This window comes from Paenibacillus sp. FSL R7-0198 (assembly GCF_038000415.1).
Classification (GTDB): domain Bacteria; phylum Bacillota; class Bacilli; order Paenibacillales; family Paenibacillaceae; genus Paenibacillus.
The window spans coordinates 6,232,150-6,257,513 of the sequence record NZ_JBBOCB010000001.1 but is presented as its reverse complement, the minus strand read 5'-3'; the positions used below and the strand labels follow the sequence as shown (position 1 = coordinate 6,257,513).

The following is a 25,364-nucleotide window of genomic DNA, read 5'->3' as shown; positions in this document are numbered from 1 at the left end:
TTTGATATTAATCTTTTCCTCTCTCTACGTCAACTCCTTTGGATTCAATTAAACTTGTCTGAGTTAAACTCACGCTTGAACTGGCATTGGCTCGTTATTTACGGTAGGATTATATTGCTTGAAATAAGGAGGATTAAGAACATGGAAGATGTCATTATTATTGGCGGAGGCCCATGCGGTCTGTCTGCTGCCATTGAATGTGAGCGGCTGGGACTGTCCGCTGTGATCGTTGAGAAATACAATATCGTTCAATCTATTTATCTGTATCCAACCCATATGCAGTTTTTCAGCACAGCCGAGCTGCTTGAGATCGGAAACGTTCCGTTCAGCACACCTAATGATAAACCGTTTCGTTATGAAGCACTTGCCTATTATCGCAGGGTAGCCGAACATTTTGGTCTGCGTGTTCATAACTATGAAGAAGCCCGTGAAATTAAACGCAAGGATGATGGTACGTTTGAGGTACATACGCTCAATCGCCGCGGGGAGGCCATCGTACATGTTGGACGCAATGTAGTTGTGGCTACCGGTTATTTTGACCATCCTAACTATCTGGGTATCCCTGGAGAAGATAAAGATAAAGTAACTCATTACTTCCGGGAAGCCCACCCTTATACCCGTACACGTGTCGCCATTATTGGCGGAAGCAACTCCGCCGTGGATGCGGCCATGGAATTGGTTCGGGTCGGAGCTCATATTGATATGGTTTATCGCGGCAACGGTCTGTCCCAGCATATTAAACCATGGGTACGTCCGTTATTCGAGAGCATGGTGACAAAAGGTCGTATCACACTACACCTGGAATCACGCGTGAATGAAATACTGGATGATTCGATTCGTCTGATACACACGGATGGTTCCACTCGGGAACTGGATAATGACTTTGTGCTGGCAATGACCGGTTTCCGTCCAGATCGTCAACTACTCACATCGGTAGGTGTGGAAATGTCTGATGATATGGATAAACCTCTATATGATGCACAAACGATGGAAAGTAGCGTACCTGGTGTATATGTGGGCGGAGTCATCGCTTCGGGTCGTAATGCCAATGAAGTCTTTATTGAATCCGGGCGCTGGCATGGACGTTACATTGCAGAACATATCGTTAGCAAACAACGTGGACAGATTGAAGGGAAATGAAAACCATGGATATGACTTCCCTGCTGTTGCTCGGATTTGCGGCTCTCGGGATTATCAGCAGCAACACACCTGTGACCGTAGCGATGGTATTTCTGCTGTTGCTACGAGTCCTGAACCTGAATCAGGCATTTCCATGGCTTGAAAAATACGGACTTACACTGGGCATTATCATTCTGACCATTGGCGTGATGGCACCTCTTGCCAGTGGCAAGATGAGTCTGCAGACGATCGGTGAGTCTTTCCTGCACTGGAAATCACTGCTCGCCATTGGCGTAGGATTACTCGTGGCATATCTCGGAGGACGTGGTGCTACGCTGATGGGTACACAGCCAACTGTCGTTGCAGGGCTGTTAATCGGAACGGTACTTGGCGTTGCCCTGTTCAAGGGTGTACCTGTGGGGCCATTGATTGCGGCGGGAATTTTATCATTGTTACTGGGCAAATCCTGATTCAAGTTGTGAGGGTTGTGACCTGACATGCTATGCAGATTGGCTGTATTTCCCACCGTTGTGTGATATACTTCTATTCATGCAAATCATGTACACGAGTCTACAGCAGAATAATGCATATTAGAGGTTGTTCAAAAAGTCCGCTTTTGATTACGAAGGATGCCTAGAGGCATCCTCAGCATCGAATATGGAATTCAGCCGAAATGTCTTCTCGGTACTGAAAACCGTCCTATTTGAACACGTACTATTATGGTTATGCTGTTGCATAAACGTATAGATTCACTTTGCAACTATTAATGGCGCAGGAGGATTAAGGAACCATGTCACGTCAGTTTATTACAGAAGCCGTGATGGTGGCCATTTACGGTCAATTGCTAGCGCCGCCCGCGCCTGTTGAATATATTGTTCCTTATACCACCATCCTTGAGCTATATGAATTCCAGACCAGTCCTGATCCCATGATGGATAACCCGGCAGATGATCAGCATGTGAAATCCAAAATCAATGAAATGATTTCTTATTTCGAGGAACCGCTGAATAAGAAAAAAATAGAGCGTGCATTACTTATTCCATGGGCCAAAAGCCCCTCCATTTTATTCGGTGACCAAGTATCCGTTGCCATTATCAATGCAATAGATACGGCACAGTACGGGGAGTATTTCGATCCCATTGAAACAGAACTGCTGCTGACATCTCATCGCCTGAGTATCCCGATTCTCACCGATCAGGTTGAACTGATCGCACGCATAATTGAGTCCGAATCACCTGTACAGGTATTTGACATTGATGATTTTGATTTTGCGATGGATGATGAACCTCTCGATCAGGTATAAATGGCTCAATGAATACGTAAGTAAGTTTCAAAAAAATGACCTCAGTACCCACTTTAACGTGGATGCCAAGGTCATTTTTTGCGTTAACACTTATTTTATTCGGCAATATCCCGCGCTAACAGAATTCGGCTAATCTCATTCAGAGTTGGTAACGACTCCAGAGCAAAAAACTTCAGACCCGCATCGCTATTTACACGCGACTCCACAAGGTCATCCTGAATAATCACTGTCCGGAACAGGGCAATGACATAATACTCTTCATCTCCGCTTGAATGCAGATACCGCAGGTCAGGCCCGGAATACAGACCTTCCAGAGTCATCGTATCAGCAGTCCAACCTGTCTCTTCCCATAACTCCCGATGTGCAGCATCTTCAATGGCCTCCCCCGGGCGCATCTCACCGGCTGGCAACCGCCAATGACCGTGCCCCGCATGCTGAATCAGCAGTAATTCACCTTGTTCGTTCTCAGCCCGCACCGCCGCTTTTACAACAATATGAGAGCGTTTTGCGATATACTGGGCCAAATCTCGTGGTGGCAGATTCACTGCTTATCCCCTCCTCCTACTCGGAAGCCGGTGGCGACCTGTAATCCATCTATTGCTTAGCAAGACTTCAAAAATTAGATTTCCGTATAACGATATTCGATATCCTGACCTTCATCAACGATATCCACATGCAGTTGGTGCCCTTTCAGATACCAATAATCGTGATCTTCCATAAAGAATTGAATCCCCGACACTTCGGTTTGATCCGCAGGATGTCTTGGTTTCTCCACAGCAATACCTAGCGAAAATCCAGGGTGAAGACCTCCGCCAGAGCTATAACGGGCAAAAAATCGAATGCTGTCTCCCTCGTTCAAATTCAGTTCTTCCTTGTACCAGCGAGCAGCTTGATCGGATACATGTATGGTACTCATTTGGTGTCAGCTCCTTCTGTATATATATGTTCCATCATATCTCGACAGGGACTTGAATACAAACCCGAGAGAGCATATGAAGACAAATTAAGTTGTGAAAAATGTTTGACAGATTGTAAAAGCTGGTGTTAAGATGCAAACATACGAGGTCTACATTGTATTTATTTCCAAAAAAGAAAGGGTGATTACGGTGTTTAACAAAGATATGATAGGTCAATTCAGCACACAATTAAATACCGGAGCACACCCGAAATCATTATTCCGTTCATAAGTCGGCATGACAAGGCGTTCTTTCATTAGAACCTCTGTGATGTTTACTCACAATCGAACTTATGTATGGTGGCGGCTCTGTTCTCGGAGCCATGCTGCCGTATGATCATATGAAGACATACCGCCTGCGTGCGGTATGTCTTTTTTTGTGGGTACATTTCGGCATACATGAACGGAATCTGCATTTCTCGGACATCGAAAGGAAGGGATAACACTTGTTCTCTGTACTTAAAAACCTGGCCTGGTTCTTCCGGCTGGAACGCAAACGATACCTAACCGGTGTCATCTTGCTTATTCTGGTGGGCATTGCCGAACTGCTGCCCCCTCGTCTTCTTGGCAATGCCATCGACGAGATTGTGCGCGGTTCCATTACCGGCACCTCACTTACCCGTTATATTTTGCTTATTCTGGGAACAGTCATCATTATCTATCTCGTTACATACGTTTGGATGCACAAACTGTTTGGTGGTGCCAATCTGGTGGAGCGGCTGCTTCGTTCACGCTTTATGGACCACTTGTTACGGATGACTCCTCCCTTTTTTGAGAAAAACAGAACAGGAGATCTGATGGCTCGGGCCACCAATGATCTTCGTTCCATTGCTACTACAGCAGGCTTCGGCATGCTGACCTTAACAGACTCTACAGCCTTTCTGGCCACCGTATTGTTCGCCATGGGTTTCCTGGTTAGTTGGAAACTGACCTTGGCGGCAATCCTGCCATTACCTTTTATCGCCATTGCCATGATGATCTATGGTAAAGCTGTACATCAACGTTATACCCTGGCACAGGATGCATTCGGAGATATGAATGACCAGGTGCTGGAATCCATCGCCGGGATCCGTGTTGTGCGTGCCTATGTGCAGGAACGTCTGGACGAGAAACGGTTCGCCGACGTGACCGAAGATGTGTATCGCAAAAACCTGGCTGTTGCCAGAATGGATGCCCTATTTGAACCCACCATCCGCCTCTTCGTTGGACTCAGTTATGTGATTGCACTTGCCTACGGCATATATCTTGTATTTCATAATGAAATTACCCTGGGGGATCTCGTATCGTTCAACATGTACCTGGGGATGATGATCTGGCCCATGTTTGCTATCGGCGAATTAATTAACCTGATGCAACGTGGTAGCGCTTCGCTTGATCGGGTCAACGAGACTTTATCGGTAGAACCTGCCGTACAAGATGTGGAGCAACCTGCTCACGTTACGAATCCGGAAGAAATTGCGATGCAGGATGTTACATTCCGTTACCCAAGTTCCACTGTCGACAATCTCAGTCATATCAGCTTTTCGCTACGACGGGGTCAAACGTTGGGTGTTGTGGGTCGTACGGGTAGCGGTAAGTCTACTTTGCTCAAACAACTGCTTCATGAATACCCTGCCGGTTCGGGCACATTAAGCATCTCGGGTCATCCGATTCAGGATATCGCCAAAGATGACTTGCACAGCTGGATCGGGTACGTACCACAGGAACAAGTTCTGTTCTCCAAATCAGTTCGTCAGAACATTCAATTCGGTAAACCTGGGGCCAGTGATGAAGTCATCATGGAAGCCATTCGTACCGCCGCTTTTGACGGGGATCTGGGAACCTTGTCCGATGGACTGGATACACTTGTTGGTGAAAAAGGAATCTCTCTGTCCGGCGGACAGAAGCAGCGTGTATCGCTGGCGCGTGCCTTTATTGCTAATCCTGATATTCTGATCCTCGATGATGCCTTATCTGCTGTCGATGCACGTACTGAAGCCAAAATTATTGAAAATATACGCAACAAACGCTCGGGCAAAACCACGCTGATCTCGACTCATCGCCTGTCTGCTATTGAACATGCTGACCGAATCATCGTACTGGAGCACGGGAAAATTACGGAAGAAGGCACTCACCAGGAATTGTTAGCCATGAACGGCTGGTACCGTGAACAGTATGAACGGCAACAGGTCGAGTCCAATCTGTCCACGTAGGAGGTCAATTCATTGAAGTCTAATACAGGCAAAAGGCTGCTTGATTACGCCTTGAAAGCCAAAGGAACATTTATCGCTGCATTAATTATGCTTACCATTGGTGTTGCGGCCGAGCTTGCCGGTCCGTTCATCGCCAAATCCATGATCGACAATCACTTGCTCGCGATTGAGCAGCCTTTCTATGAGACAACAGCTTCAGATGAAGCCGCAGTCTACAACGGTAAGAATTACAAACGCGAAGGCTTGTTCGAACCGGGTGAAAACAAAGGTTCCGAAGTGCGGGTATTACAAGCCGGCAGAAGTTTTTATTTTGTAAACGAACCGGTAAGCGCACCTGACGGGGACCGCACATATGCGGATGGAACCCTCACGGTTATACGTGCAGGTGAGGTAACAGGTCAATATGCGGCAACCCCCCTGTCAGCAGGTGAACTGTTTGCTTTTTACAAACCGGAGATGCCCAGCATCTATCAATTAATTGTGTATTACATGATCTTCCTCGTGATCTCGGTCATTATGGAGTTTGGTAAAACATTCTGGCTGCAGTCCTCGGCCAACAAGGTCATTCAAAGACTGCGTAACGATGTGTATGCCCACATTCAGCGACTGCCGGTACACTTTTTTGATAACCTGCCCGCAGGTAAAGTTGTATCTCGGGTCACAAACGATACAGAAGCCGTCAAGGATCTGTTCGTTGCCGTTCTTTCGAACTTTTTCTCAGGTATCATCACAATTACGGGTGTGTATGTCGCACTCTTCCTGCTTGATGTCCGCCTGGGTCTGATCTCATTATTCGTTGTGCCGATGCTCGTTACATGGATTGTGCTCTATCGGAAATTCGCCACTCGTTACAACACGATTATTCGGTCACGATTGAGTGAGATCAATGCCATCATTAACGAGTCCATTCAGGGGATGTCCATTATCCGCGTATTCCGCCATCAGAAACAAACCAAACAGGAATTCGAAGATCTGAATGATGACTATATGAAACACCAGAACAAAATGCTCAACCTGAATGCCTTCACCTCACACAACCTGGTTAACGTATTACGGAATATCGCCTTTGCGGTGGTCCTGTGGTACTTCGGTTCCAGCGTGCTGGATGGCACAAGTATTATCTCCCTGGGTGTTCTGTATGCCTTCGTTGATGTTCTGGGTCGCTTGTTCCAGCCAATCACCGGTATGGTGAATCAACTCGCCAACCTGGACTCCTCCCTTGTATCTGCTGGTCGCGTCTTTGAGCTGATGGATGAAAAGGGAGAAGCTGTAACCGATGGCTCCATGCCAAGATACAAAGGGAATGTTGTCTTCGATGATGTATCCTTTGCCTATAAAAAAGATTACGTGCTTAACAATATCTCGTTCAAAGCATCCCAAGGTCAGACGGTCGCTCTGGTCGGTCATACCGGTTCGGGTAAAAGCTCAATCATTAACCTGTTATTCCGGTTCTATGATCCGCAAAAAGGCAAGATCACGATTGACGGTCAGAACGTCAAAGATCTACCTAAACAGTGGATTCGCGAACATATGGGGATTGTATTACAGGACCCGTATCTGTTCACAGGCACCATTGCTTCCAACGTCAGTCTAGGCGATGAAAAGATCTCCCGTGAACGAATTGAACAGGCGCTGCGTGATGTAGGAGCTGAACGCATACTGGCTCATTTGCCTCAAGGCTTTGACGAACCCGTCATCGAAAAAGGAAGTACATTGTCTGCTGGACAGCGGCAGTTGATCTCCTTTGCTCGTGCACTGGCGTTTGATCCGGCCATCCTCATTTTGGATGAAGCGACAGCCAATATTGATACGGAAACGGAAGCATTAATTCAGAACGCACTCGAAGTCCTCAAAAAAGGACGTACCACCTTCATCATTGCTCACCGTCTCTCCACCATTCGTTCAGCAGATCAGATTCTGGTTCTGCATCGCGGGCGTATCGTTGAGCAAGGTGCACATGATGAACTGATGGAGCTTAAAGGCCGCTATTATAAGATGTATCAGCTTCAACAAGGTGCGCAAGCAGCAGCGGTCGCAACTCTCGAGAATCCGTCAGGTAATTCCGTTCCAACCTCAACCTCCTTTGCCGGAGGCAATGCATAGCAGAGTAAAACTGAAAGTTCTTTAAGTAACCAATTAAAAATGATGTACTCGACGGCAACACAAAAACCGATCTACACCGCAAACCCTGAGGTAGCTGTGTAGATCGTTTTTTTGTATTTCATCGGGATTCAAATTCCGATACTGTTTATTTCCTCCAGTCAAAAAAACAATCCGCGTGCAACCTCATGGCTGCTGCGGATTGTCTATCCATCCTTTGATCGTATATCCCATGTACATCACGGTCTCTCTTGCGAGAAAAGGAAACTTGCTGCGCCAGGTTCGATACGCCGTAGTTCTTGTCGGAGAGGGTACGGCATCCATACCCAGTCCGGCAGCCAGCTTCATGGCCCGTTTCATATGTAACGGATCACTCACAATCGTATAGGTTTGATAACCGGCCTGTTCACCAATCGGAATTGAATTGATCAGATTCTCCTCGGTAATTCTGGATGTGGTCTCTATGCGAATGTCCGCAGGATCTACGCCATGTGCGATGGCATACTTCTGACCCACTTCAGCTTCCGTATGTTCTCCATCACCACTTGAGCCACCTGTGAAAAGCAGATTACGAACGGTACCCTGACGGTATAATTCAATCCCGTGTTCAATACGTTCGCGAAATACAGGTGAAGGGTTATCCCCCTCCACTGCTGCACCCAGAATAATGGCTGCGTCCGATATCCTGGACGAATCCTGATCCGTATATACAGATATTCGTACTGCCGTAACCACAGTCCATAGGATTCCCACTAATACTACAGCCAGAGCCGTAATTAATATCCAGCGTTTCGTTATCCGTTTTCTTGTCATTCATCCTCTTCCAAAGCCCTTGCTTGCATACTCTCGGTATGCATCCGCTCCAGCGTTTGCAGAGCTGCTGCGGATTCGGCATCCAGACCAAGCTCTGCAATCCAGGCACCCGTATATTGCTGAAGACGGATCTCCAACTCCTGTGCACGGTCTTTGAAATCCTCCAATTCCTTAATCATGCGTGAGCGTCCTTCCAGACTGAATGTCTCGTGAATTCGTTCCTTGAAATAATGATGTACAATACGGTTACGTTGCTGCCATAACTCATTCAACTGGCGAGTCTCTTCCTCAGAGAATGTAAAATGATGGCGCACTTCGTGAATGAGCTGCCCCAGTGAACTGCTCATCTTTCGTTCGTACAGATCTTCCAGATCCTCTTCAGACACGGCTTTGCCCTGAGACATTTTCATTAATAAAATCAGATTGACCAGCTGCTGTTCGAGCGCTTGCCCGTAGTACACTGCCAATCCGTAATAGGCAAACAATTCCCTGGAGTGTTCGCTGTCCAGCATGTCACCATTCTGGATATCTGTATTTTGCATATGCGAGCGCCCCCTTCAACCGTACAATGTTAACCATTCCATGTCCCTCTATCCTAACCAAACCAAGAGCAACATTCAAGTTATCGGGAAGCGCGTCTTCTAACTCCGCAGATCTCTTCTTCCGGACAGCCACACATGGATGATTAGTAACCCTAATGCATAGAGCACAGTCCACAGCATAACCGAAACAAAAGAGTCCATCTTTGATTCATCAAATAACATCATCTCACGAACCAGATAAAAAGCTGGCGGAAGAATGCGGCCAAGCCATTCTAACGATTCAGGCAAACGTTCACTTAAGGAACCTTGGATAAACGATAGTAATAATACAATAATGAGGGCAGGCATACTTCGACTAAGCAAGGGAATGTACGATTTTTGAAAAAATACACTGATGCCCAATCCCAGCAGTGATAACCCCAGATGTCCTGACCAAGTCATCATCCACTCCTCACCTGTAGGTTGTCTCTCGAACATTCCCGCGAACACGGGATACAGAACAGTGATTACGGTGAGCATGAATTGCATGATCCAGGCACAGATGAGTTGACTTGTTACAACCTTACGCCTGCTTCCTGAATGAAGGACAAGTAATTGATACTGCTTAGCAGGTTCGGTATTCATCACCATTACTCCGAGCCAAGCAGCTGCCAGAAATAACAGCATAGCCGTAACACTGTAACTGTCCGCAATAGGGTTGGGTTTGTAGGAATAAATCAGCAGCATGGCGATGATATAAAAGATAACCGGTGCAAAATATTTCTGCGAGCGAATGTGATGCCTTAACAAATATCGGGTCAGATAGATCATTTGGCTTCTCCCCCCGCATCATCCATGGAAGAGCTTAAGTCCACAGATTCTGTGACATCTCCACGACTCGTGTATACAGCTGGATGTTGTCCTCCCAGCAGACTTTCCATATGTAATTGACTTTCTTCCTGTTGTACAGACACAACCGAACCTCCGGATGCCAAAATCATTCTGAGGACATCATCTGTTGATTGTTGAACTACTTTCCAATCCCACAACCAAGAATTTGATTTCTCCGAGCTTGTATTACGAACTAAAGACAGTACTCCCGGTTGTTGTACAACGGATAGATCGTTAGCCAGATCCTCCCCAGCTTCCGTCAGACTTTGAATACGTACAACGGGTTCGCCAGCTTGAAGTATATCTTCACGACTCCAGTAGCGGAGCACGCTGCCTTTCTTCAACACAATCACCTGGTCTGCCAAACGTTCAATAAGCAACGGTTCATGGCAAGCTGTTACAATGGATGTCCCTTCATTCTTCCATTGTCCCAATAAGGATACAACTGCCTCTTGAGCTGGAATATCCAAGCCTGATAAAGGTTCATCCAACAACAAAAGACCACCCGGTCCAGGTAACAGGGCCTGAATCAAATTTACTTTTTGCAGTGTACCCTTCGATAATAAGGATAACTTCTGATCGATCGCGGTATCCAGATATAAAAGTTCACTAAGTTCTCTAATCCGCCCACGCAGTACTTCGGGGCGAATGCCCCGAATACGACCCATATCCCACAAGTACTCTCCAGAGGTAAAGGGTAAACGTGGCAGGCCATCTACTGCATACCCACCAGAACCCTTCATTGTGCGCTGGATCGATCCTGTACCGGGTAACAAAATACCTGCCAACATACGTAGCAACGTGCTTTTGCCCGAGCCGTTTCTGCCAATAAGCACAGCACATTCGCCCTGTTTCACTTCCAGATTAATTTGATTCAGTACCTGAGTACTGCCTAATCGCTTGCTCACTTGTTGAAGCAACATACCTCGACCTGATGAGTCTGGTACATCTTGATTGGCTTTTTTGAAAAGTACACGTATACTCCTTATCACCTGGGATCACATCCGTTCTGGAGCTTGCACACCTAGCAAATGTAAACTGTACGCGAGGCGTTCGGCAGTCCGTTTGGCCAAGGCCACCCTGAAGGATCTTACATCAGATGGCGCATCCACAATCCGTTCGGCGTGATAGAAGCGGTTGAACGCCTGAGCGACATCTATTGTATATTTGGCAATGACCGAAGGCTCATTCCGATGAATTGCTTTTTCCAAATACTCGGGATATTCACCGAGCAGTTTCAGCAATGCCCATGAGGTATCTCCGATAATGAATGAAGTAGTCACTGTTTCATTCTCACCATCCGCAAGGCTGAGGTTAGTCAGAGGGTTTTCATTTTCCACGCGGATCGCCTCTTCTGCCTTGGCAAGCACACTTTGAATCCGGGCATGGGTATATTGCACATAAGGTCCGGTCTCCCCTTCAAAACTCACCGCATCCTCCAGGGAGAAGTCCACATCATTTAACCGATTATTACGCAGATCACCGAAGATAATGGCACCGACACCAACAGCCTCAGCCACCTTCTGAGGGTTCTCCAGATTCGGGTTTTTCTCCTGAATAATTTGCAAGGCACGAGCAACTGCCTCATCCAACACTTCCTGCAAAAAGACGACTTTACCACGACGTGTAGACATTTTCCGTCCCTCAAAACGCATTAAGCCAAACGGGATATGTTCACACTTCGCAAACCATTCATGCCCCATCCGGGATAGGACCGCAAATACCTGCCGGAAATGTAGCTTCTGCTCGCCTCCGACCACGTATAACAACCGATCTGCCTTCATCACCTCATGACGATACACCGCCGTAGCCAAATCCCGTGTAGGATAGATTGTTGTTCCGTCTTTTTTAATAATCAGGCACGGGGGCATGTTCTCATCCTCCAGACGTACCACGAGTGCTCCATCACTCTCTTCAAGTAAACCTTTTGCCTTGAGTTCTTCAACCACCGCGCCCATCTTGTCATTGTAAAAGCTTTCCCCCAGCGTATGGTCGAACTGTACATTCAGACGTTCATACATCCGGTTGAATTCCTTCATGCTCACTTCCACAAAAAACGCCCATAACCGCTGTGCTTCTTCATCCCCTTGCTCCAGCTTGCGGAACCAATCCCGTGCCTCAATCTCCAGAGAAGGATCGTTCTCCGCCTCATCGTGGAAGCGCACATACAGTTCTAGGGACGTACGGATCGGGTCTGCCTGCAAGGCTTCATCATTGCCCCACCGCTTGTACGCTGCGATCTGCTTGCCAAACTGGGTTCCCCAGTCTCCCAGATGATTCACACTTATGGAGGTATAACCCGCTTCGTTATACAACCGATACAGTGCTGCACCGATTACAGTAGAACGCAAATGTCCAATTCCGAAGGGTTTAGCGATGTTAGGGGAAGACATATCAATTACAACACGCGAACCTTGACCAAGCTGAAGCTTACCAAATGCGGCATTTCCCAGTTCTTTTAGCAGATTCGGCGCGAGCTTCCCCCGATTGAAACGGATATTTACATACGGCCCGGCGGGAGTCGCTTCAATTCCAGATGCCTGCAATCCAGTTGCGAGCTCGGCCGCAATAAGTGCCGGTGCTTTTTTTAATGACTTCGCCAATGCAAAACAAGGGAATGCTGCATCACCCATCTCCGACTGCGGTGGGACTTCGAGTAATCTCAGAACCTCTTCTTCATTCAATCCCGTTAAAGGGGCAATATCGGCTGCAGCCTGCTTCATCAACATTTCGAACACTCCTTATCCATTCATTATTAGCTGAAAATAAACACAAAAAAGCTCTCGTCTCTACATAAGAGACGAGAGCTGACTTAACAGTTCCCGCGGTACCACTCTAGGTGAACAGCTACTCTTAATATGCATCAACATGCATACCAGTAGAACCTGCTCCGCTCGATGCGTATAACGGTCGCAAGCCGGGGTACCCTCAGACAGATATGGCCTATCCCCAATCGGGATACGTACATCTTTTCGGATAACCATCTCACGGGTGCGGTTCACTCAGGTCATGTCATACCGGCTTCCACCTCTCCCGGCTCGCTGTCATGTATGGATCTGGCTACTCTCCCGATCAGTGATATTCTTCGTTTCAATTCATTGCCATCATTATACATACCACGATCAGACTTGGCAACCTGCATTAAAAATCCCCTACTGAAAGGCAACACATAGGCACATCGTCTCAGATGCCTGTGTTCACTACCTTCCCTTAGGGGACCAAGGTCATTATCGGTTTTAATTATATATTCCAGAGAAATGATATTTACGCTACTGCTGCCATCAAGCGGCAAGCTTCTGCACATCTGCGGCAAGCCTCTGCACATGCTTGGCAGTGATCATGGTGGTGTTTGCCACACTCTGCGGCGCAAGCTTCACAAGCTTTCACACACAATTCGCATATTTCAGCAATAAAATCACTTCCACGTGTCATCGCTTGTGCAGCAAAACTGCAGATCTCCGCACATTCCCGATTCAAACGAATACAATCACGCAGCATCGCCAGATCGTATTCTTTCAGACTCGATATGTAACATACGTTGCAAGCATTCATGCACTCCAGGCAAGCATCGATACATTGTTGATATTGTTGTTGTGTCATTTAAAGTTACCTCCCAGGCAAAGTTTGCTATGCTTCTTAATACCCAGTTGGGAGGAATATTGAATCATCTAACCTACTTTATCGCTTCCAATTCCAGTAATTGGTCACGAATGACAGTTTGGTCAAAATGTTCACCTATAAACACAGCAACATTAGGGACATCTCCCTGAGGTGTGATCTTCATGTAGTCCGATTCACGGTAGGCATACTGGAACCAGAAGCGGCTCGCCGTGTCACTAAACGATAAAATGCCTTTTGCTCGATACACATCCCGTGGCAATGCGGATACAAATTTTTCAAACGCCTCGCTGTTCACCGGATGACTGAAATAATGCGTATATACCATGACATGTTCGTGTGAGGCATGAGGAGCAACATGCTCGTGACTGTGGTCATGGACATGGCTATGGGATGCGTTAGTATTCGTAGTATCGTCTTGGACCATGTGATCTGTATCTTTATGAGCATGACTGCATCCATGTGTACCACAGGCTTCTGTGTGCACATGATGATCTTCCTGAGCCAGCTTCCTTTCTTCAGAAGCTGAATCACGTACGTGTACGTCTGCCCCGCTGCGAAGCAGCAGATCCATCTCCACCTCACATTTCACTGTAGGAATTACAGGTGCGAAGCCATTCCATTTTGCCAAAAGCTGTTCCAGATCCTTCAGTTCCTGTGCACTCACCCGATCCGTTTTATTCAAGAGAAGCACAGACGCACAGCGAATCTGCTCCTGCATCAGTTTGAACGTCTGCCCCTTCTGCTCCTGATATAGGCCAGATAGATGTGCTGCATCCACAACGGTAATGAGACTTTTCAGTTCCAGTCGCATGTAGAGTGAGGTCTCCGTTACCGCATCCAGAATCTCCATGGGATTCGCCGCACCGGTTGCTTCGATGATGATCACATCAGGTGATTCCTCCTGAACAAGATCAGCAAGTTGCAATCCCAAGTCACCACGTACGGTACAACAGATGCATCCACCTAACATCTCTGTCATCGGAACGGTGGAATCCACAATCTGACCATCCAGATTAACTTCGCCTAACTCATTCATCACCACTGCGGGACGCAAACCCTGCTGTTGCCAATGTTCGATCAACTGAACAAGCAGTGTTGTTTTGCCACTTCCCAAAAAACCTGACAGTATATATACAGGTATGGATTGTTCTTTTAAAATCGTTTCGTTCATCCTTAAACACCTCTCTGATTGTCCTTCTTGTAACCTGATCTATCTATATCTAGCGAGTGTACACCATCCCGCATTCGTTGTGCAATAATGTTCAACTCTTCCCCAGTACATTGCCTGATTCTACCGGATGGTCTATGCTATGAGGACATGTTGATTGAAGGAGGAAGTTTCATGACTAATTCAGTGGAACAACATCGCCAGGAAGCTCCGACCACGGTATCGTGCATGATTGTTACAGTATCGGACACACGCACTAAAGACACTGACACCAGTGGCCAGCTCATGCACCAGCTTCTGAATGAAGCGGGTTATCAGATTGTTGAATACATCATCACACCAGATGAAACGGAGAACATTCGAAGCATCCTGCAAGATGCAGCCGTTCGTGATGATATCGAAGCCGTGCTGCTTAGCGGCGGAACAGGGATTGCACCCCGAGATACAACTTATGAAGCTGTATCCTCACTACTCGACAAGGAACTCCCGGGCTTTGGTGAGATCTTCCGTTTTCTCAGTTACACCGAAGATATCGGTTCCGCTGCCATCCTGAGCAGAGCCGTCGCTGGAACGATCGGACGCACAGCCGTATTCTCCATGCCGGGTTCCAAAGGAGCCGTCAAATTGGCCATGGAAAAACTCATTTTGCCCGAGCTGCGGCATGTGATGCGTGAAATATATAAACCCGTCTGAAAGATCAGACGGGTTTTTCGGGTTTATTTTCAGCTGTACGATATGAATTGAAAGGTTTGATGCTGTCAGCTCTACCTACGTTAATTGCTCCAGCACATGTTGGAACACCTGCATAACGTCCTGCTCATACTCGTCCTTTTCCCCACCAGAAGCCGTATACACGAGTGAGACGTTTCCTTTGCTGCGAATCGTTGTTCGGCCAAGCGCATTTTCCAAGACAGCTTCATCACGATTCTCACTATACATTTGTTTCATGCTGGCAGCCCGGGTTGTCGCATCACTGAAAATATGGACTTTCACGATGTGTCTGCCACTTCCATTCAACAAATACATATAAGAGATCCCACCATGGCCGTCATCGGCAGACATGTTATTCATCAGCTGAATGCCTTTTGCTTCAAAACTCTTACTGATCTCACTCACCAATTCACCGTTTAATCCGTGTCCTTGACTCTGTGCTCTCATATTTCCTTCATCTGTCGCTTCGCGGGTGTAGACCTTTCGCTCCTGCTCAATGGATGATGCCGAACAAGCCACCAGGGACCAGACACTCGTGATCAACAAGCCACTTACAAGTACCGACTTCATTGTTCTTCGAACTATATTTCGCTCTTTTCTACCAAACCACATGCCAATCCTTCCTTTCCAGCCACGTGTACTGTGACCCAATCAGGTAGAATTAGCATGTCTAAGGACTTAGAATCTTATGCGGATGGCAGATCTGATATCGTATTGACCACAGTCCGACCTACTGCACCACCTTGGAGTATCGTCTCCAGCGTATGAGGCAACTGGTCTAGAGAAATTTCGCGGATTCCCAGTTCCAGCGCACGCTCCGGTTTCCATTCTCCGCCGAGCAGTTTCCACAATCGTTCCCGACGTTCCATCGGACAATACACAGAGTCTATACCAATAAGCTGGATGCCACGCAAAATAAACGGAAGTACCGTGGATTCAAAAGCTGTGCCGCCTGTTAAGCCGGATACCGCTAACGCACCTCCGTATTGAATCTGTTTTAATCGCTCCGCAAGTGCTGGTCCTCCTGTTGGATCAACAACTCCCGCCCATAGCTGTTTCCCCATGGCTCCTTTGGCTGGAGCATCAGCTTCTTCACGAGTAATAACCTCTGAGGCACCCAAGTTTCGGAGCAATGACTCCTCCTGATCCTTCTTGCCTGTGCTGGCTGTTACTTCAAAGCCAAGTTTCGCCAGAATCGCAATTGCCATACTTCCAACGCCACCTGTTGCACCCGTAACCAGAATCTTGCCCATCTCCGGTTTCACTCCAGCCTGTAACAGCGCATCTACCGAAAGTGCAGCCGTAAATCCTGCGGTTCCAATCGCCATGGCTTCTTTCTCACTGAGACCCGGTGGCAGAGGCACCAGCCATTCACTGCGCAGACGAGCATACTCGCTGTATCCTCCGTAATGGGATACACCAGGTTCAAATCCTGTACTGATCACCCGATCTCCTGGTGCAAAACGTCCACTGACCGACTCCTCTACTGTTCCAGCCAGATCAATTCCCGGTACCATCGGATATTCACGAACGACACCACCCTTTTCAAGCGTCGCGAGTCCGTCTTTATAATTGACACTGGAATATTGCACCTTTACCGTAACATCTCCATTTGGCAGATCTTCCTTCTTCAGTTGCTCTATAGAAGCGTTCACTCCGCCCTGTTCTTCTTTACGGACAACGTATGCGTTAAATTGATTTTTCATTGATAGCCACTCCTTCTTTGAATTTTGTATATTTTTCCATTAAGCACATGAATTTTTCGTATTTCGGCTTAACGGCTACCTTTTACTTTTGGATTCTTCCTCATGTTAATGATCAAGCTCTGTCTCTCCTGAGCGTCAACAGATAGATTAGTGGACCCACGATGGGGATAATGCCTGTCACTGCCCAAGCTGGTGAACGTCGACTCGCTTCAGTATCCCTGTATATCGCAATCATGGAAAGTAAGGTCAGCAGTACAAAATCAATCGTCATGATATGTACAAAGGCAGATTGATTGAATGCTTCCATATATACATCCGGATGACCTTTCGTCACGGCATAGAATGCTGTCCCCAGCGTCAACAGCAGAAGGACAACATGCGTCAGCTTGTGGGATGCTACCCGTGCAATTCCCGACTTCCGCTGACGACCAAAGTGCAAGCTTGTGTAACCCGAAGATCTATTCGCGGACGATGACCATGCATAATAGGGAAGCAAAGCAAAAGCACCTAATCCAAAAGAAAGTATAACAAAAGGCCAAGCCTGTACACGGCCACCTCGTTCTTTCACAGATGTTCTTAACAGCATACAGGCATAAACTGCCGGGAAAATACCTAACCACGAAAACACCGTAAGTAACCAAGGCTCTTGGCTTTGCATTGTGATCAGTTCTTTGAATATCGGATCACTTCCAGGTGACTGCCCCGGTGCCAACAACAATGCATAGGCAATAAAAGCGATCCAGACCAGTCCTAGTATCCATCTCATATCTGCACCTCCTCTTACTTTCATCCCCTACAGCTGCTGGATTGAATCAATAGTTGCAGAATTTGGCGGCTCCTGCGCTTTCCCGAGAAATAATTACTGCTTTTCCCCTACATCTTGAATTGGGCATGGCTATTTCCAGTATAGCCTGCTACCTCGGCAGTCTGTCCATGAGATTTCTTACATCACTGGTCCATCTCATCGGGATCATATAAGAAAAAGTCTATCGAGGTACTTTCATAGAAGACAGACCGCATTTAGCTGAAGTTTTTCTTACGGTCATCGAATTGTTCGGCTCCGCTAAAAACGCAGAAATTTTATGAGCATCAAAAAGGCATAAGCCAGTATTGCTCACTGGTTATGCCTCTCTGTAATTCTTGTGTGTAGATCATTCCTCTGTGGATTTCACATGTTCCGCAATGAGCTTCTGCTTCATATTCCATGCCGCAGGACTGATGTTCACACGATAGATCTCCGGGTTGAGCTTCCGTTGGTATTCCGGCCAGAAGAGGTTCATCTGTTCCCGGTGGTACGCCCGAATCTCATCCAGGTTAGGCAGGTCATACACTTTGCGTCCGTTCACAAAGATCGGCTCCAGCATATTGATCGCTTCGTAGCGGGTAACCGTCTTTTTCAGGTAAGGGTGTAGCGGGTTGAACAGCTTGAGCGGTCCGCCCTGTAGCGGCTGCTCTTCATCTGGATAGCAGATATAATCTGCAATCGCTTTGCCATGTTTCGGATCAATGATCCGAAACACTTCCTTTTTACCTGGAGTGGACACCTTTTCAGGATTGGCAGATATTTTGATCGTAGGCAGCATGGCACCGTCCACTTCACGCTCCACCAATTTGTACACTCCACCCAAAGATGGCTGGTCAGAAGCGGTAATCAACTGTGTACCCACACCCCAAGTATCAATCCGTGCTCCTTGAGCCTTCAGGTTGAAAATCGTATTTTCATCCAAATCATTGGATGCTACAATTTTCACATAATCCAGACCAGCCTCATCCAACATCTGACGTGCCTGAATCGACAAGTACGCTAGGTCACCACTGTCGAGACGAATGGCATTCATCTTTTTGCCTTGGCTCTCCAACTTCTTGGCTGTCTTGATGGCGTGAGGTACTCCACTGTTCAACGTGTCAAAGGTATCAACCAGCAGTGTAACCTGATCAGGCAACACTTTGGCATACACGTCAAACGCCTCCTGTTCGCTCATAAAGCTCTGTACCCAGGAATGGGCATGTGTACCTGCTGTTGGGATTCCGAAGCGCTCTCCAGCCAGCATGTTGGACGTTGCATGGAAACCTGCCACATACGAGGCACGTGCGCCCCAGATGGCAGCATCCGCTTCCTGTGCACGCCGTGTGCCGAATTCGAGCAACGTATCCTGCTGCGCTACCTGTTTGATCCGCGAAGCCTTGGTTGCAATCAACGTCTGATAATTCATGAAGTTAAGTATCGCCGTCTCCACCAATTGTGTCTCCATAATGGAGCCCTCTACCCGAATGAGCGGTTCGTCAGGGAAAACAATTGCACCCTCCTTCATGGAATGAATCGTCCCCTGAAATGAAAACTGGAGCAATTCTTCCAGAAAGACCGGATCGTAATTTTCCTCTTGTTTGGATAAAAATTTGATGTCGTCCATCGTAAACCGAAGCTGGCTGATATAGTTCACAATCCGTTCCAATCCGGCAAATACCGCATATCCGTTGCCAAAAGGAAGCTTACGGAAATAGGCTTCAAATACCGCCTTCCGCTTGTGAGTACCATTCACCCAATGGGCGTACATCATATTGATCTGATATTTATCCGTATGTAAAGCCAGGCTAGTTGTCTGCATTTGTCTCATCCTCTCTGACTTCCGCTCGTGCCCCCAGATTTGATCTGTGAACACGGGTTAACATATGGAGACTTATTCTTCATAATTCTGTTCATCCGTATTAAACAAACAAGTCTCCCGTAAAAAACTCTATACACCATTCACCACATTCATCCGGTTCCTAACATGAGGCCAACCAAACATGACTATGGAGTAAATTAAGCCAAGACTGTCTCGCTCGCCTTAACCACCGAAGCACCAAGGCTGGAACGAAAATGTCCAAGTGCCCACTCATGCCCTGCTGGATTGAAGCTCGCAACGGCATCTTCATATACCGTAATATGAAAACCTTTATTGTAAGCGTCCACTGCGGTATGCAATATGCAAATATCCGTGCATACCCCAATCAGTGCAATATCCGTAATACCACGTGCACGCAGTCTGAGTTCCAGATCGGTCCCACAGAATGCACTATATCTCGTCTTATCCATCCACTGTATATCTGTTTTCCGTTCTTCCATCACTTGGGCAAGACGACCATATAACTGTCTTCCCTCCGTATTTCTGATGTTATGAGGTGGAAAAAGTGCAGTCTCCGGGTGATACGGATCATTCTCTTCGTGCAGATCCACAGCCATGATTACCTCATGTTTGTTCTTACAATAGGCCTCGGTTACAGCTGCAATCGTCTCGTCGATCTCTACTGCCGGCTGACCTACAGGCAAAGAACCTGTCACAAAATCCTTCGTGTAATCAATGACAATCAGTGCTTTCATCGTCAACACTCCCTTAGCCCAGAAATGGTTGATCCTGATTCAATCAGATGGACACATCTACACCTTATTACGTATAGATGGACAGGCGTGGTACAAGTTCTGTAAAACGATATAACTGCGCCGGTCGCTGCGAGTACTGGTTGGAACTCACCAGGTTCCCCTCTTCATCTCTTACTTCTTCCACAATGCCTTTACGGCTGCGGGTAGACGTAATCTTGCGAATGAAGTTTGGTTCTTCAAAATCCGGTACAACACTTTGAATAACCTGATATAATTCACTTAATGTAAAATCACGTGGCAGGAACTGACGAGCAATCGTCGTTTCCAGCATCTGCTGTTGAATACGTCGATAAGCATCTTCAATGATTGTTCTGTGATCAAAGGCCAGTTCCAGTTCTTGCAGCGCCTCCTGAATGGTGAACAATCCAACATCCTCAGCATCATCTGCTGCTTGGCGTTGATCCAGCATCCATTCTTCCACAAGTGCAAAAAATGCGTGGGAGATAATCCAGCCCCTCGGGTCACGACCCGGCTGACTGTATACATTCAAGTACTCCAGATGTCCACCGTCTACACCTGTCTCTTCCATCAGCTCACGCTTAGCTGCACCATAGATGGATTCATTTTCCTGACAAAATCCACCGGGTAATGCCCATCTGCCTGCAAAAGGCCAGCCTTTGCGCTTGATCAGCATCACTTTCAGTTCCCGAATGGGAAGTGTCTTCGTCACCGTCTTGCGCTCCCGCTTGGTCAAGGTGAACATAACGATATCCGCAGGAACACCATCGGGGGTACGATATTTTTTGGAACTATAAGCACGTGCTGCTTGTTCGTCGCTCTCTGCATTAAAGTGTTCGTAGTTTTCGCTCATGGGCACCACCGACTATTTTCATTTTGATAATTTCATTATGACATAATAATATCTTTTGTCAACCGCAGGATTCTTGGTTACGTTCTCGGGCGTGCTATGCGGAATGTCGCCGTTGCCATACATCCCAACGTGCCCGCTGCATCACGAACCTCCGATTGAGTCGTAACACTGCGTCCTGCTTGATGCAGTACCGTAGCTGTCACCGTTAACTCCCCTTGTTTCATTGGTGCAAGAAAATGCACGTTCAGATTTGTTGTCACACAGCCGTCCACTTCCATTGCTGCTGTTGCGACCATCCCCATCGCCTGATCCATCAGTGAAGTCAATACACCCCCATGAATAATCCCCATGGAGTTCGTATGATGTTCGCCTGCTGTCAATGCGATCTGTACTTCTTTACCGTCTCCTTTAATATATCGACAGCCGAGAAATCCCCAGAATCGTCCGTCTCCGTCTTCCACCATTTTGTCCAAAATACTCATTATTCATTTCTCCTTTATTCACTGTACGTATCAAGCTCTCTTGATGTCATGTGCCTTTATCATTAAAAATCAGCTGCGCCACACAAAATAACCCCACAGCGTGGAGCTTTGCTTGGAATTATATTCCGAGTACTTGGCGATAGCCACTCCACGTTTACGGTTATGTAATGTAAGAAAAGCTTCCGCTCGAAGCCTTAACGATGATGCCACATTCGTGTTTTAGCAGTTGCTTTTCTTGCGATTATCGAATCCTTCAGCTCCGCTGAAAACTTATAATTCATATAATCGTCAAAAAAGGCGCGGACAGCGTCCGCACCCTTCCGTCATTTAACCGCAACTGGTCGGAGGTGAATCCGTTCCAGCCTCCACGTTTACTTTTTCAGAAACCGTATCCCGGATTACAGAGATCACTAGTTGAAGCAAGTAGTTGATGTCGCTCTGGCTCTGCTGGAATTCCGTAACCAATGGAATACTGTCCAGTTCGCTTTGCAGATCGTCAATTTCCTGTTCAATTTTGCTGACCATCTCCACATTTTTGAAGCTTTCAAAAGCAACGATTTCTTTTTGTTTCTTCTTGATCGTTGCAATCAACTGCTGGATGCGCTCATGATCCCGAATTTTGGTTTCAGCCTGTTGAAACTGTCTAACTTCCTCACTCGTTCCGAGCATATCAGCCAATTCTTTGGCTTTTCCCATAATGTCGTCGCGTATGACCAGATTGCGCGTATCGTAGGTTGGCATTCCATAATGGTTGTACTGCACTTCTTCCTGCGCCACTGAAATCGCTCCATTCTATGAGATGATATAAGATGAGAACCTGGGCTCAAATGAGTTCAAACGTCTGCTCCATGACCACTGCGGTTACGGATCGTTCTTTTGATCGCTGTTGTCTCCGGATTTTTCTGATTACAACTGTTCAAGGTTAAAATCCGGAGACAAAGGCGAACGCTTCGCTTCTACAGACCGATTCCGTCCCCTCCGCTACTCGCGCAAATGTCCGAACCTGATATTGAACCCCAAAATTCTCATCTTATTTGTGTGTGTGTATTACTGATTGGCAGCTACCGGCTCGGAGAGCAGGTTGCCCCTAATATAAAAAGTCATCGGATCGGTGATTTCCACTTGTACGAAAGTACCGATCAAATCTTTAGGTCCATCAAAATGCACCAGCTTGTTGCTGCGCGTACGTCCTGCCAGAACTTCGGAATTCCGTTTGCTCTCGCCTTCAACGAGCACTTCAACGATTTTGCCGCGTTGCTCTTCATTGCTTCGGTGGCTGTATTCGTTGATCGTTTCGTTCAAGCGCTTCAAACGTTCCTTCTTCACTTCCATCGGTACGTTGTCTTCCATCACCGCAGCCGGTGTACCTTCCCGTGGGGAATAAATAAAGGTATAGGCAAAATCATACCCTACTTCACGGACAAGGGAAAGTGTATCTTCAAACTGTTCTTCCGTTTCCCCCGGAAAACCAACAATAATATCCGTTGTTAACACGACTTCTGGAATGGCCTTTTTAATTTTGTCAGCCAGTTTAAGATAGTGTTCCCGGCTGTACTTGCGGCTCATACGTTTGAGCACTTCCGAACTGCCAGATTGCACCGGAAGATGAATGTGCTCCACCAGATTTCCGCCCTTGGCCAGCACTTCAATCAAGTGGTCATCGAAGTCACGTGGGTGACTGGTTGTAAACCTTACTCGCGGAATATCAATTTGGCGAATGGCATCCATCAAGTCACCAAAACTGTAGTTCAGGTCGGTGAAATCCTTGCCGTACGCATTCACATTTTGACCAAGCAGCGTGATCTCCTTAAAGCCTTGTCGTGCCAAATCCCGAACTTCGGCAATGACATCTTCCGGACGACGGCTGCGTTCTTTGCCCCGCGTAAACGGAACAATGCAATATGTACAGAACTTGTCGCAGCCATACATAATGTTCACCCAGCCGCGCATACCCTCACGTTTCTTCGGCAGATTCTCAATAATGTCGCCTTCCTTGGACCATACCTCAACAACCATTTCTTTGCTGAACAGCGCTTCCTGGATTAGATGTGGCAGTCGATGCACATTATGTGTACCAAAGATCATATCCACAAATCCATGCTTCTGCATGATTCGGTTAACGACGCCTTCTTCTTGGGACATACACCCGCATACGCCAAGTAACAATCCCGGACGTTCGAGTTTTAGCGTTTTCAGGTGACCAAGCTCACCAAATACTTTATCTTCCGCATTTTCCCGTATGGCACACGTATTGAGCAGAATAATATCAGCTTCTTTGCGATTCTCTGTAGCCTGATATCCCATAGACTCAAGCAGTCCTTTGATGGTTTCCGAGTCATGCTCGTTCATCTGACATCCATACGTATATACAATATAATGTTTGCCTTTCCCTATGTTTTTCAGTTCATCGGGAACGGCATTTTCGTAAAGCACCTGGACGTCTTCCTTGCCCCGCTGTTTCTCCTGACGATGATTGGGTTCCGATTTGATGTTAATCTCACGGCCCCGGATTCTTATCTTTTTGCTGAATTCATCTTGCGAAATTACTTTGGCATCGGAGAAATCAAAATATTGGGAGTAATCCTTTTTTGAGTCTTTAGCCATTTCCTTCGGTCACTCCTTACAGCCTCTATTAATAAAAAATCGTTCATTCATCCCTGTTCCAGGTGAATTTCTTGCTTGGAACACTAAAAGAGCATTACAGCAAATTATAGCATGAATTGGGCTGTAGTTCCACATCCAAAGCGCATGTCCCTTCGTCTAATCCGTAACATGCCATGTTCAGAAGAACACTCTGAAAATACAAAAACCTGAGCCTTGCCATCAGGGGTGGGATTAACCGTACCCTGTTGGCTGTGCTCAGGTTTATATGTTATTCAGACCGCCCCAATTGGCGGCTGAAGCTATTACATGTAATTAATCGATGATTTCAGCAGTGTCGCCATTACGAGCGCCAGCAGCGTTAGCTTCATCTGTATCAATATGCATGTCCAGTGCGAAAGAATCGGATACACGAGCCAGTACATTTTCCAGTACAAGACCGCGATCTCCGCCAAGGCGAACTTTCAGCATTTGTTTGTCCTCGATACCCCATTTAGCAGCATCCGAAGTATGGAAGTGAATGTGACGAGCAGCAACGATAACACCTTTATCAATCGTAACTTCGCCAGCAGGACCTTTAACTGTGATTCCTGGTGTACCTTCAATGCTTCCAGATTCACGTACAGGTGCTTTAACACCAATGGCAAATGAATCTGTCATGGAGATCTCCAGTTGCGTTTCAGGGCGAACAGGTCCAAGGATACGCACTTTATCAAACTGTCCTTTAGAACCAATTACCGCTACAGTTTCGTTAGCAGCGTATTGGCCAGGCTGGGACAGAGGTTTAAATTCAGTCAGTTCATAACCTTTGCCAAACAAAATTTCAACGTGCTCTTGGGATACATGAATGTGACGGGCAGATACGCCCACAGGTACTGTTTTACTCATTGTAAATTTCACTCCTTGTTTATCTATGGCCTGTACTCAGGCTCTTACCAATCCAATGGTA

Annotated in this window: 26 protein-coding genes; 6 read left to right on the top strand and 20 right to left on the bottom strand. The window is 46.9% G+C overall.

Annotated elements, in window-relative coordinates:
* The first annotated feature begins 141 nt into the window (after positions 1-141).
* The 3 genes from MKY87_RS27520 to MKY87_RS27510 all read left to right on the top strand — a co-directional run bounded on the left by MKY87_RS27520 (position 142) and on the right by MKY87_RS27510 (position 2,422).
* A complete protein-coding gene (locus MKY87_RS27520; protein WP_338593890.1) occupies positions 142-1,140 on the top strand; it encodes a YpdA family putative bacillithiol disulfide reductase in 999 nt (332 codons plus the stop codon).
* Positions 1,141-1,145: 5 nt separating this feature from the next.
* A complete protein-coding gene (locus MKY87_RS27515) occupies positions 1,146-1,589 on the top strand; it encodes a DUF441 domain-containing protein (protein WP_062835986.1) in 444 nt (147 codons plus the stop codon).
* Positions 1,590-1,909: 320 nt separating this feature from the next.
* A complete protein-coding gene (locus tag MKY87_RS27510) occupies positions 1,910-2,422 on the top strand; it encodes an ADP-heptose synthase (protein WP_338593889.1) in 513 nt (170 codons plus the stop codon).
* A gap of 95 nt (positions 2,423-2,517) precedes the next feature.
* Here MKY87_RS27510 and MKY87_RS27505 read toward each other — a convergent pair whose 3' ends face one another.
* The gene (locus tag MKY87_RS27505; RefSeq protein ID WP_339784504.1) at positions 2,518-2,967 is read right to left on the bottom strand and encodes an NUDIX domain-containing protein; all 450 of its coding nucleotides are present in this window, start codon (positions 2,965-2,967) and stop codon (positions 2,518-2,520) included.
* 74 nt (positions 2,968-3,041) lie between these two features.
* Entirely contained in the window at positions 3,042-3,338 is a 297-nt protein-coding gene (locus tag MKY87_RS27500; protein WP_017689086.1) for a HesB/YadR/YfhF family protein, read from the bottom strand.
* Positions 3,339-3,823: 485 nt separating this feature from the next.
* Between MKY87_RS27500 and MKY87_RS27495 the strand changes: the two genes are divergently transcribed.
* Both MKY87_RS27495 and MKY87_RS27490 read left to right on the top strand, forming a co-directional pair.
* Positions 3,824-5,569 (top strand): ABC transporter ATP-binding protein, encoded by a 1,746-nt coding sequence (locus tag MKY87_RS27495; protein WP_091031779.1) that lies wholly within the window; start codon positions 3,824-3,826, stop codon positions 5,567-5,569.
* Positions 5,570-5,581: 12 nt separating this feature from the next.
* On the top strand, positions 5,582-7,672 hold the full coding sequence (locus MKY87_RS27490; RefSeq protein ID WP_340966952.1) for an ABC transporter ATP-binding protein: 2,091 nt from the start codon (positions 5,582-5,584) through the stop codon (positions 7,670-7,672).
* A 183-nt stretch (positions 7,673-7,855) separates the two neighbouring features.
* On the opposite strand, the gene MKY87_RS27485 is transcribed toward MKY87_RS27490, so the two are convergent.
* The 8 genes from MKY87_RS27485 to MKY87_RS27450 form a co-directional block, all read right to left on the bottom strand.
* Positions 7,856-8,482 carry a YdcF family protein gene (locus tag MKY87_RS27485; RefSeq protein ID WP_340966951.1) on the bottom strand — a complete coding sequence of 209 codons (627 nt, stop codon included), beginning with the start codon at positions 8,480-8,482 and terminating at the stop codon, positions 7,856-7,858.
* Entirely contained in the window at positions 8,479-9,024 is a 546-nt protein-coding gene (locus MKY87_RS27480) for a hypothetical protein (RefSeq protein WP_340966949.1), read from the bottom strand. The genes MKY87_RS27485 and MKY87_RS27480 overlap by 4 nt, the downstream gene beginning before the upstream one ends.
* Positions 9,025-9,123: 99 nt before the next feature.
* Positions 9,124-9,834, bottom strand: coding sequence for a hypothetical protein (locus tag MKY87_RS27475; RefSeq protein WP_340966947.1), 711 nt, complete (start codon positions 9,832-9,834; stop codon positions 9,124-9,126).
* Complete coding sequence (locus MKY87_RS27470) at positions 9,831-10,886, bottom strand: ABC transporter ATP-binding protein (RefSeq protein ID WP_340966945.1); 1,056 nt, start codon at positions 10,884-10,886, stop codon at positions 9,831-9,833. The genes MKY87_RS27475 and MKY87_RS27470 overlap by 4 nt, the downstream gene beginning before the upstream one ends.
* Before the next feature lie 6 nt (positions 10,887-10,892).
* Positions 10,893-12,623 carry an arginine--tRNA ligase gene (argS, locus tag MKY87_RS27465; protein WP_340966943.1) on the bottom strand — a complete coding sequence of 577 codons (1,731 nt, stop codon included), beginning with the start codon at positions 12,621-12,623 and terminating at the stop codon, positions 10,893-10,895.
* A gap of 278 nt (positions 12,624-12,901) precedes the next feature.
* The gene (locus tag MKY87_RS27460) at positions 12,902-13,036 is read right to left on the bottom strand and encodes a hypothetical protein (RefSeq protein WP_338593878.1); all 135 of its coding nucleotides are present in this window, start codon (positions 13,034-13,036) and stop codon (positions 12,902-12,904) included.
* A 122-nt stretch (positions 13,037-13,158) separates the two neighbouring features.
* Positions 13,159-13,494 carry a four-helix bundle copper-binding protein gene (locus MKY87_RS27455; RefSeq protein WP_036609230.1) on the bottom strand — a complete coding sequence of 112 codons (336 nt, stop codon included), beginning with the start codon at positions 13,492-13,494 and terminating at the stop codon, positions 13,159-13,161.
* A 73-nt stretch (positions 13,495-13,567) separates the two neighbouring features.
* A complete protein-coding gene (locus tag MKY87_RS27450) occupies positions 13,568-14,686 on the bottom strand; it encodes a CobW family GTP-binding protein (RefSeq protein ID WP_339784510.1) in 1,119 nt (372 codons plus the stop codon).
* A 171-nt stretch (positions 14,687-14,857) separates the two neighbouring features.
* On the opposite strand from MKY87_RS27450, the gene MKY87_RS27445 reads away from it, so the two are divergent.
* A complete protein-coding gene (locus tag MKY87_RS27445; RefSeq protein ID WP_047842524.1) occupies positions 14,858-15,376 on the top strand; it encodes a MogA/MoaB family molybdenum cofactor biosynthesis protein in 519 nt (172 codons plus the stop codon).
* A gap of 75 nt (positions 15,377-15,451) precedes the next feature.
* Here MKY87_RS27445 and MKY87_RS27440 read toward each other — a convergent pair whose 3' ends face one another.
* The 10 genes from MKY87_RS27440 to pduL all read right to left on the bottom strand — a co-directional run bounded on the left by MKY87_RS27440 (position 15,452) and on the right by pduL (position 25,303).
* Complete coding sequence (locus tag MKY87_RS27440) at positions 15,452-15,964, bottom strand: hypothetical protein (protein WP_339784512.1); 513 nt, start codon at positions 15,962-15,964, stop codon at positions 15,452-15,454.
* 116 nt (positions 15,965-16,080) lie between these two features.
* Positions 16,081-17,100, bottom strand: coding sequence for an oxidoreductase (locus tag MKY87_RS27435; protein WP_340966941.1), 1,020 nt, complete (start codon positions 17,098-17,100; stop codon positions 16,081-16,083).
* 112 nt (positions 17,101-17,212) lie between these two features.
* The gene (locus tag MKY87_RS27430) at positions 17,213-17,866 is read right to left on the bottom strand and encodes a hypothetical protein (protein ID WP_339784516.1); all 654 of its coding nucleotides are present in this window, start codon (positions 17,864-17,866) and stop codon (positions 17,213-17,215) included.
* A gap of 385 nt (positions 17,867-18,251) precedes the next feature.
* Complete coding sequence (locus MKY87_RS27425; protein ID WP_338593868.1) at positions 18,252-19,706, bottom strand: nicotinate phosphoribosyltransferase; 1,455 nt, start codon at positions 19,704-19,706, stop codon at positions 18,252-18,254.
* 197 nt (positions 19,707-19,903) lie between these two features.
* Positions 19,904-20,461 carry a cysteine hydrolase family protein gene (locus MKY87_RS27420; protein WP_340966939.1) on the bottom strand — a complete coding sequence of 186 codons (558 nt, stop codon included), beginning with the start codon at positions 20,459-20,461 and terminating at the stop codon, positions 19,904-19,906.
* Positions 20,462-20,528: 67 nt separating this feature from the next.
* Positions 20,529-21,332 (bottom strand): NUDIX hydrolase, encoded by an 804-nt coding sequence (locus MKY87_RS27415; protein WP_062833857.1) that lies wholly within the window; start codon positions 21,330-21,332, stop codon positions 20,529-20,531.
* Between the two features lie 77 nt (positions 21,333-21,409).
* Positions 21,410-21,814 carry a PaaI family thioesterase gene (locus MKY87_RS27410; protein WP_340966938.1) on the bottom strand — a complete coding sequence of 135 codons (405 nt, stop codon included), beginning with the start codon at positions 21,812-21,814 and terminating at the stop codon, positions 21,410-21,412.
* A gap of 327 nt (positions 21,815-22,141) precedes the next feature.
* Positions 22,142-22,555, bottom strand: coding sequence for a RicAFT regulatory complex protein RicA family protein (locus MKY87_RS27405; protein WP_272907590.1), 414 nt, complete (start codon positions 22,553-22,555; stop codon positions 22,142-22,144).
* 306 nt (positions 22,556-22,861) lie between these two features.
* Complete coding sequence (miaB, locus tag MKY87_RS27400) at positions 22,862-24,418, bottom strand: tRNA (N6-isopentenyl adenosine(37)-C2)-methylthiotransferase MiaB (protein ID WP_340966936.1); 1,557 nt, start codon at positions 24,416-24,418, stop codon at positions 22,862-22,864.
* A 312-nt stretch (positions 24,419-24,730) separates the two neighbouring features.
* A complete protein-coding gene (pduL, locus tag MKY87_RS27395; RefSeq protein WP_340966935.1) occupies positions 24,731-25,303 on the bottom strand; it encodes a phosphate propanoyltransferase in 573 nt (190 codons plus the stop codon).
* Positions 25,304-25,364: the final 61 nt, after the last annotated feature.

Coding starts and splice junctions, on each gene's coding strand:
- MKY87_RS27520 (WP_338593890.1), top strand. CDS start 142: ATGGAAGATGTCATTATTATTGGCGGAGGCCCATGCGGTCTGTCTGCT.
- MKY87_RS27515 (WP_062835986.1), top strand. CDS start 1,146: ATGGATATGACTTCCCTGCTGTTGCTCGGATTTGCGGCTCTCGGGATT.
- MKY87_RS27510 (WP_338593889.1), top strand. CDS start 1,910: ATGTCACGTCAGTTTATTACAGAAGCCGTGATGGTGGCCATTTACGGT.
- MKY87_RS27500 (WP_017689086.1), bottom strand. CDS start 3,338: ATGAGTACCATACATGTATCCGATCAAGCTGCTCGCTGGTACAAGGAA.
- MKY87_RS27485 (WP_340966951.1), bottom strand. CDS start 8,482: ATGACAAGAAAACGGATAACGAAACGCTGGATATTAATTACGGCTCTG.
- MKY87_RS27480 (WP_340966949.1), bottom strand. CDS start 9,024: ATGCAAAATACAGATATCCAGAATGGTGACATGCTGGACAGCGAACAC.
- MKY87_RS27475 (WP_340966947.1), bottom strand. CDS start 9,834: ATGATCTATCTGACCCGATATTTGTTAAGGCATCACATTCGCTCGCAG.
- argS (WP_340966943.1), bottom strand. CDS start 12,623: ATGTTGATGAAGCAGGCTGCAGCCGATATTGCCCCTTTAACGGGATTG.
- MKY87_RS27460 (WP_338593878.1), bottom strand. CDS start 13,036: ATGCAGGTTGCCAAGTCTGATCGTGGTATGTATAATGATGGCAATGAA.
- MKY87_RS27455 (WP_036609230.1), bottom strand. CDS start 13,494: ATGACACAACAACAATATCAACAATGTATCGATGCTTGCCTGGAGTGC.
- MKY87_RS27450 (WP_339784510.1), bottom strand. CDS start 14,686: ATGAACGAAACGATTTTAAAAGAACAATCCATACCTGTATATATACTG.
- MKY87_RS27445 (WP_047842524.1), top strand. CDS start 14,858: ATGACTAATTCAGTGGAACAACATCGCCAGGAAGCTCCGACCACGGTA.
- MKY87_RS27440 (WP_339784512.1), bottom strand. CDS start 15,964: ATGAAGTCGGTACTTGTAAGTGGCTTGTTGATCACGAGTGTCTGGTCC.
- MKY87_RS27435 (WP_340966941.1), bottom strand. CDS start 17,100: ATGAAAAATCAATTTAACGCATACGTTGTCCGTAAAGAAGAACAGGGC.
- MKY87_RS27430 (WP_339784516.1), bottom strand. CDS start 17,866: ATGAGATGGATACTAGGACTGGTCTGGATCGCTTTTATTGCCTATGCA.
- MKY87_RS27425 (WP_338593868.1), bottom strand. CDS start 19,706: ATGCAGACAACTAGCCTGGCTTTACATACGGATAAATATCAGATCAAT.
- MKY87_RS27420 (WP_340966939.1), bottom strand. CDS start 20,461: ATGAAAGCACTGATTGTCATTGATTACACGAAGGATTTTGTGACAGGT.
- MKY87_RS27415 (WP_062833857.1), bottom strand. CDS start 21,332: ATGAGCGAAAACTACGAACACTTTAATGCAGAGAGCGACGAACAAGCA.
- MKY87_RS27410 (WP_340966938.1), bottom strand. CDS start 21,814: ATGAGTATTTTGGACAAAATGGTGGAAGACGGAGACGGACGATTCTGG.
- MKY87_RS27405 (WP_272907590.1), bottom strand. CDS start 22,555: ATGCCAACCTACGATACGCGCAATCTGGTCATACGCGACGACATTATG.
- miaB (WP_340966936.1), bottom strand. CDS start 24,418: ATGGCTAAAGACTCAAAAAAGGATTACTCCCAATATTTTGATTTCTCC.
- pduL (WP_340966935.1), bottom strand. CDS start 25,303: ATGAGTAAAACAGTACCTGTGGGCGTATCTGCCCGTCACATTCATGTA.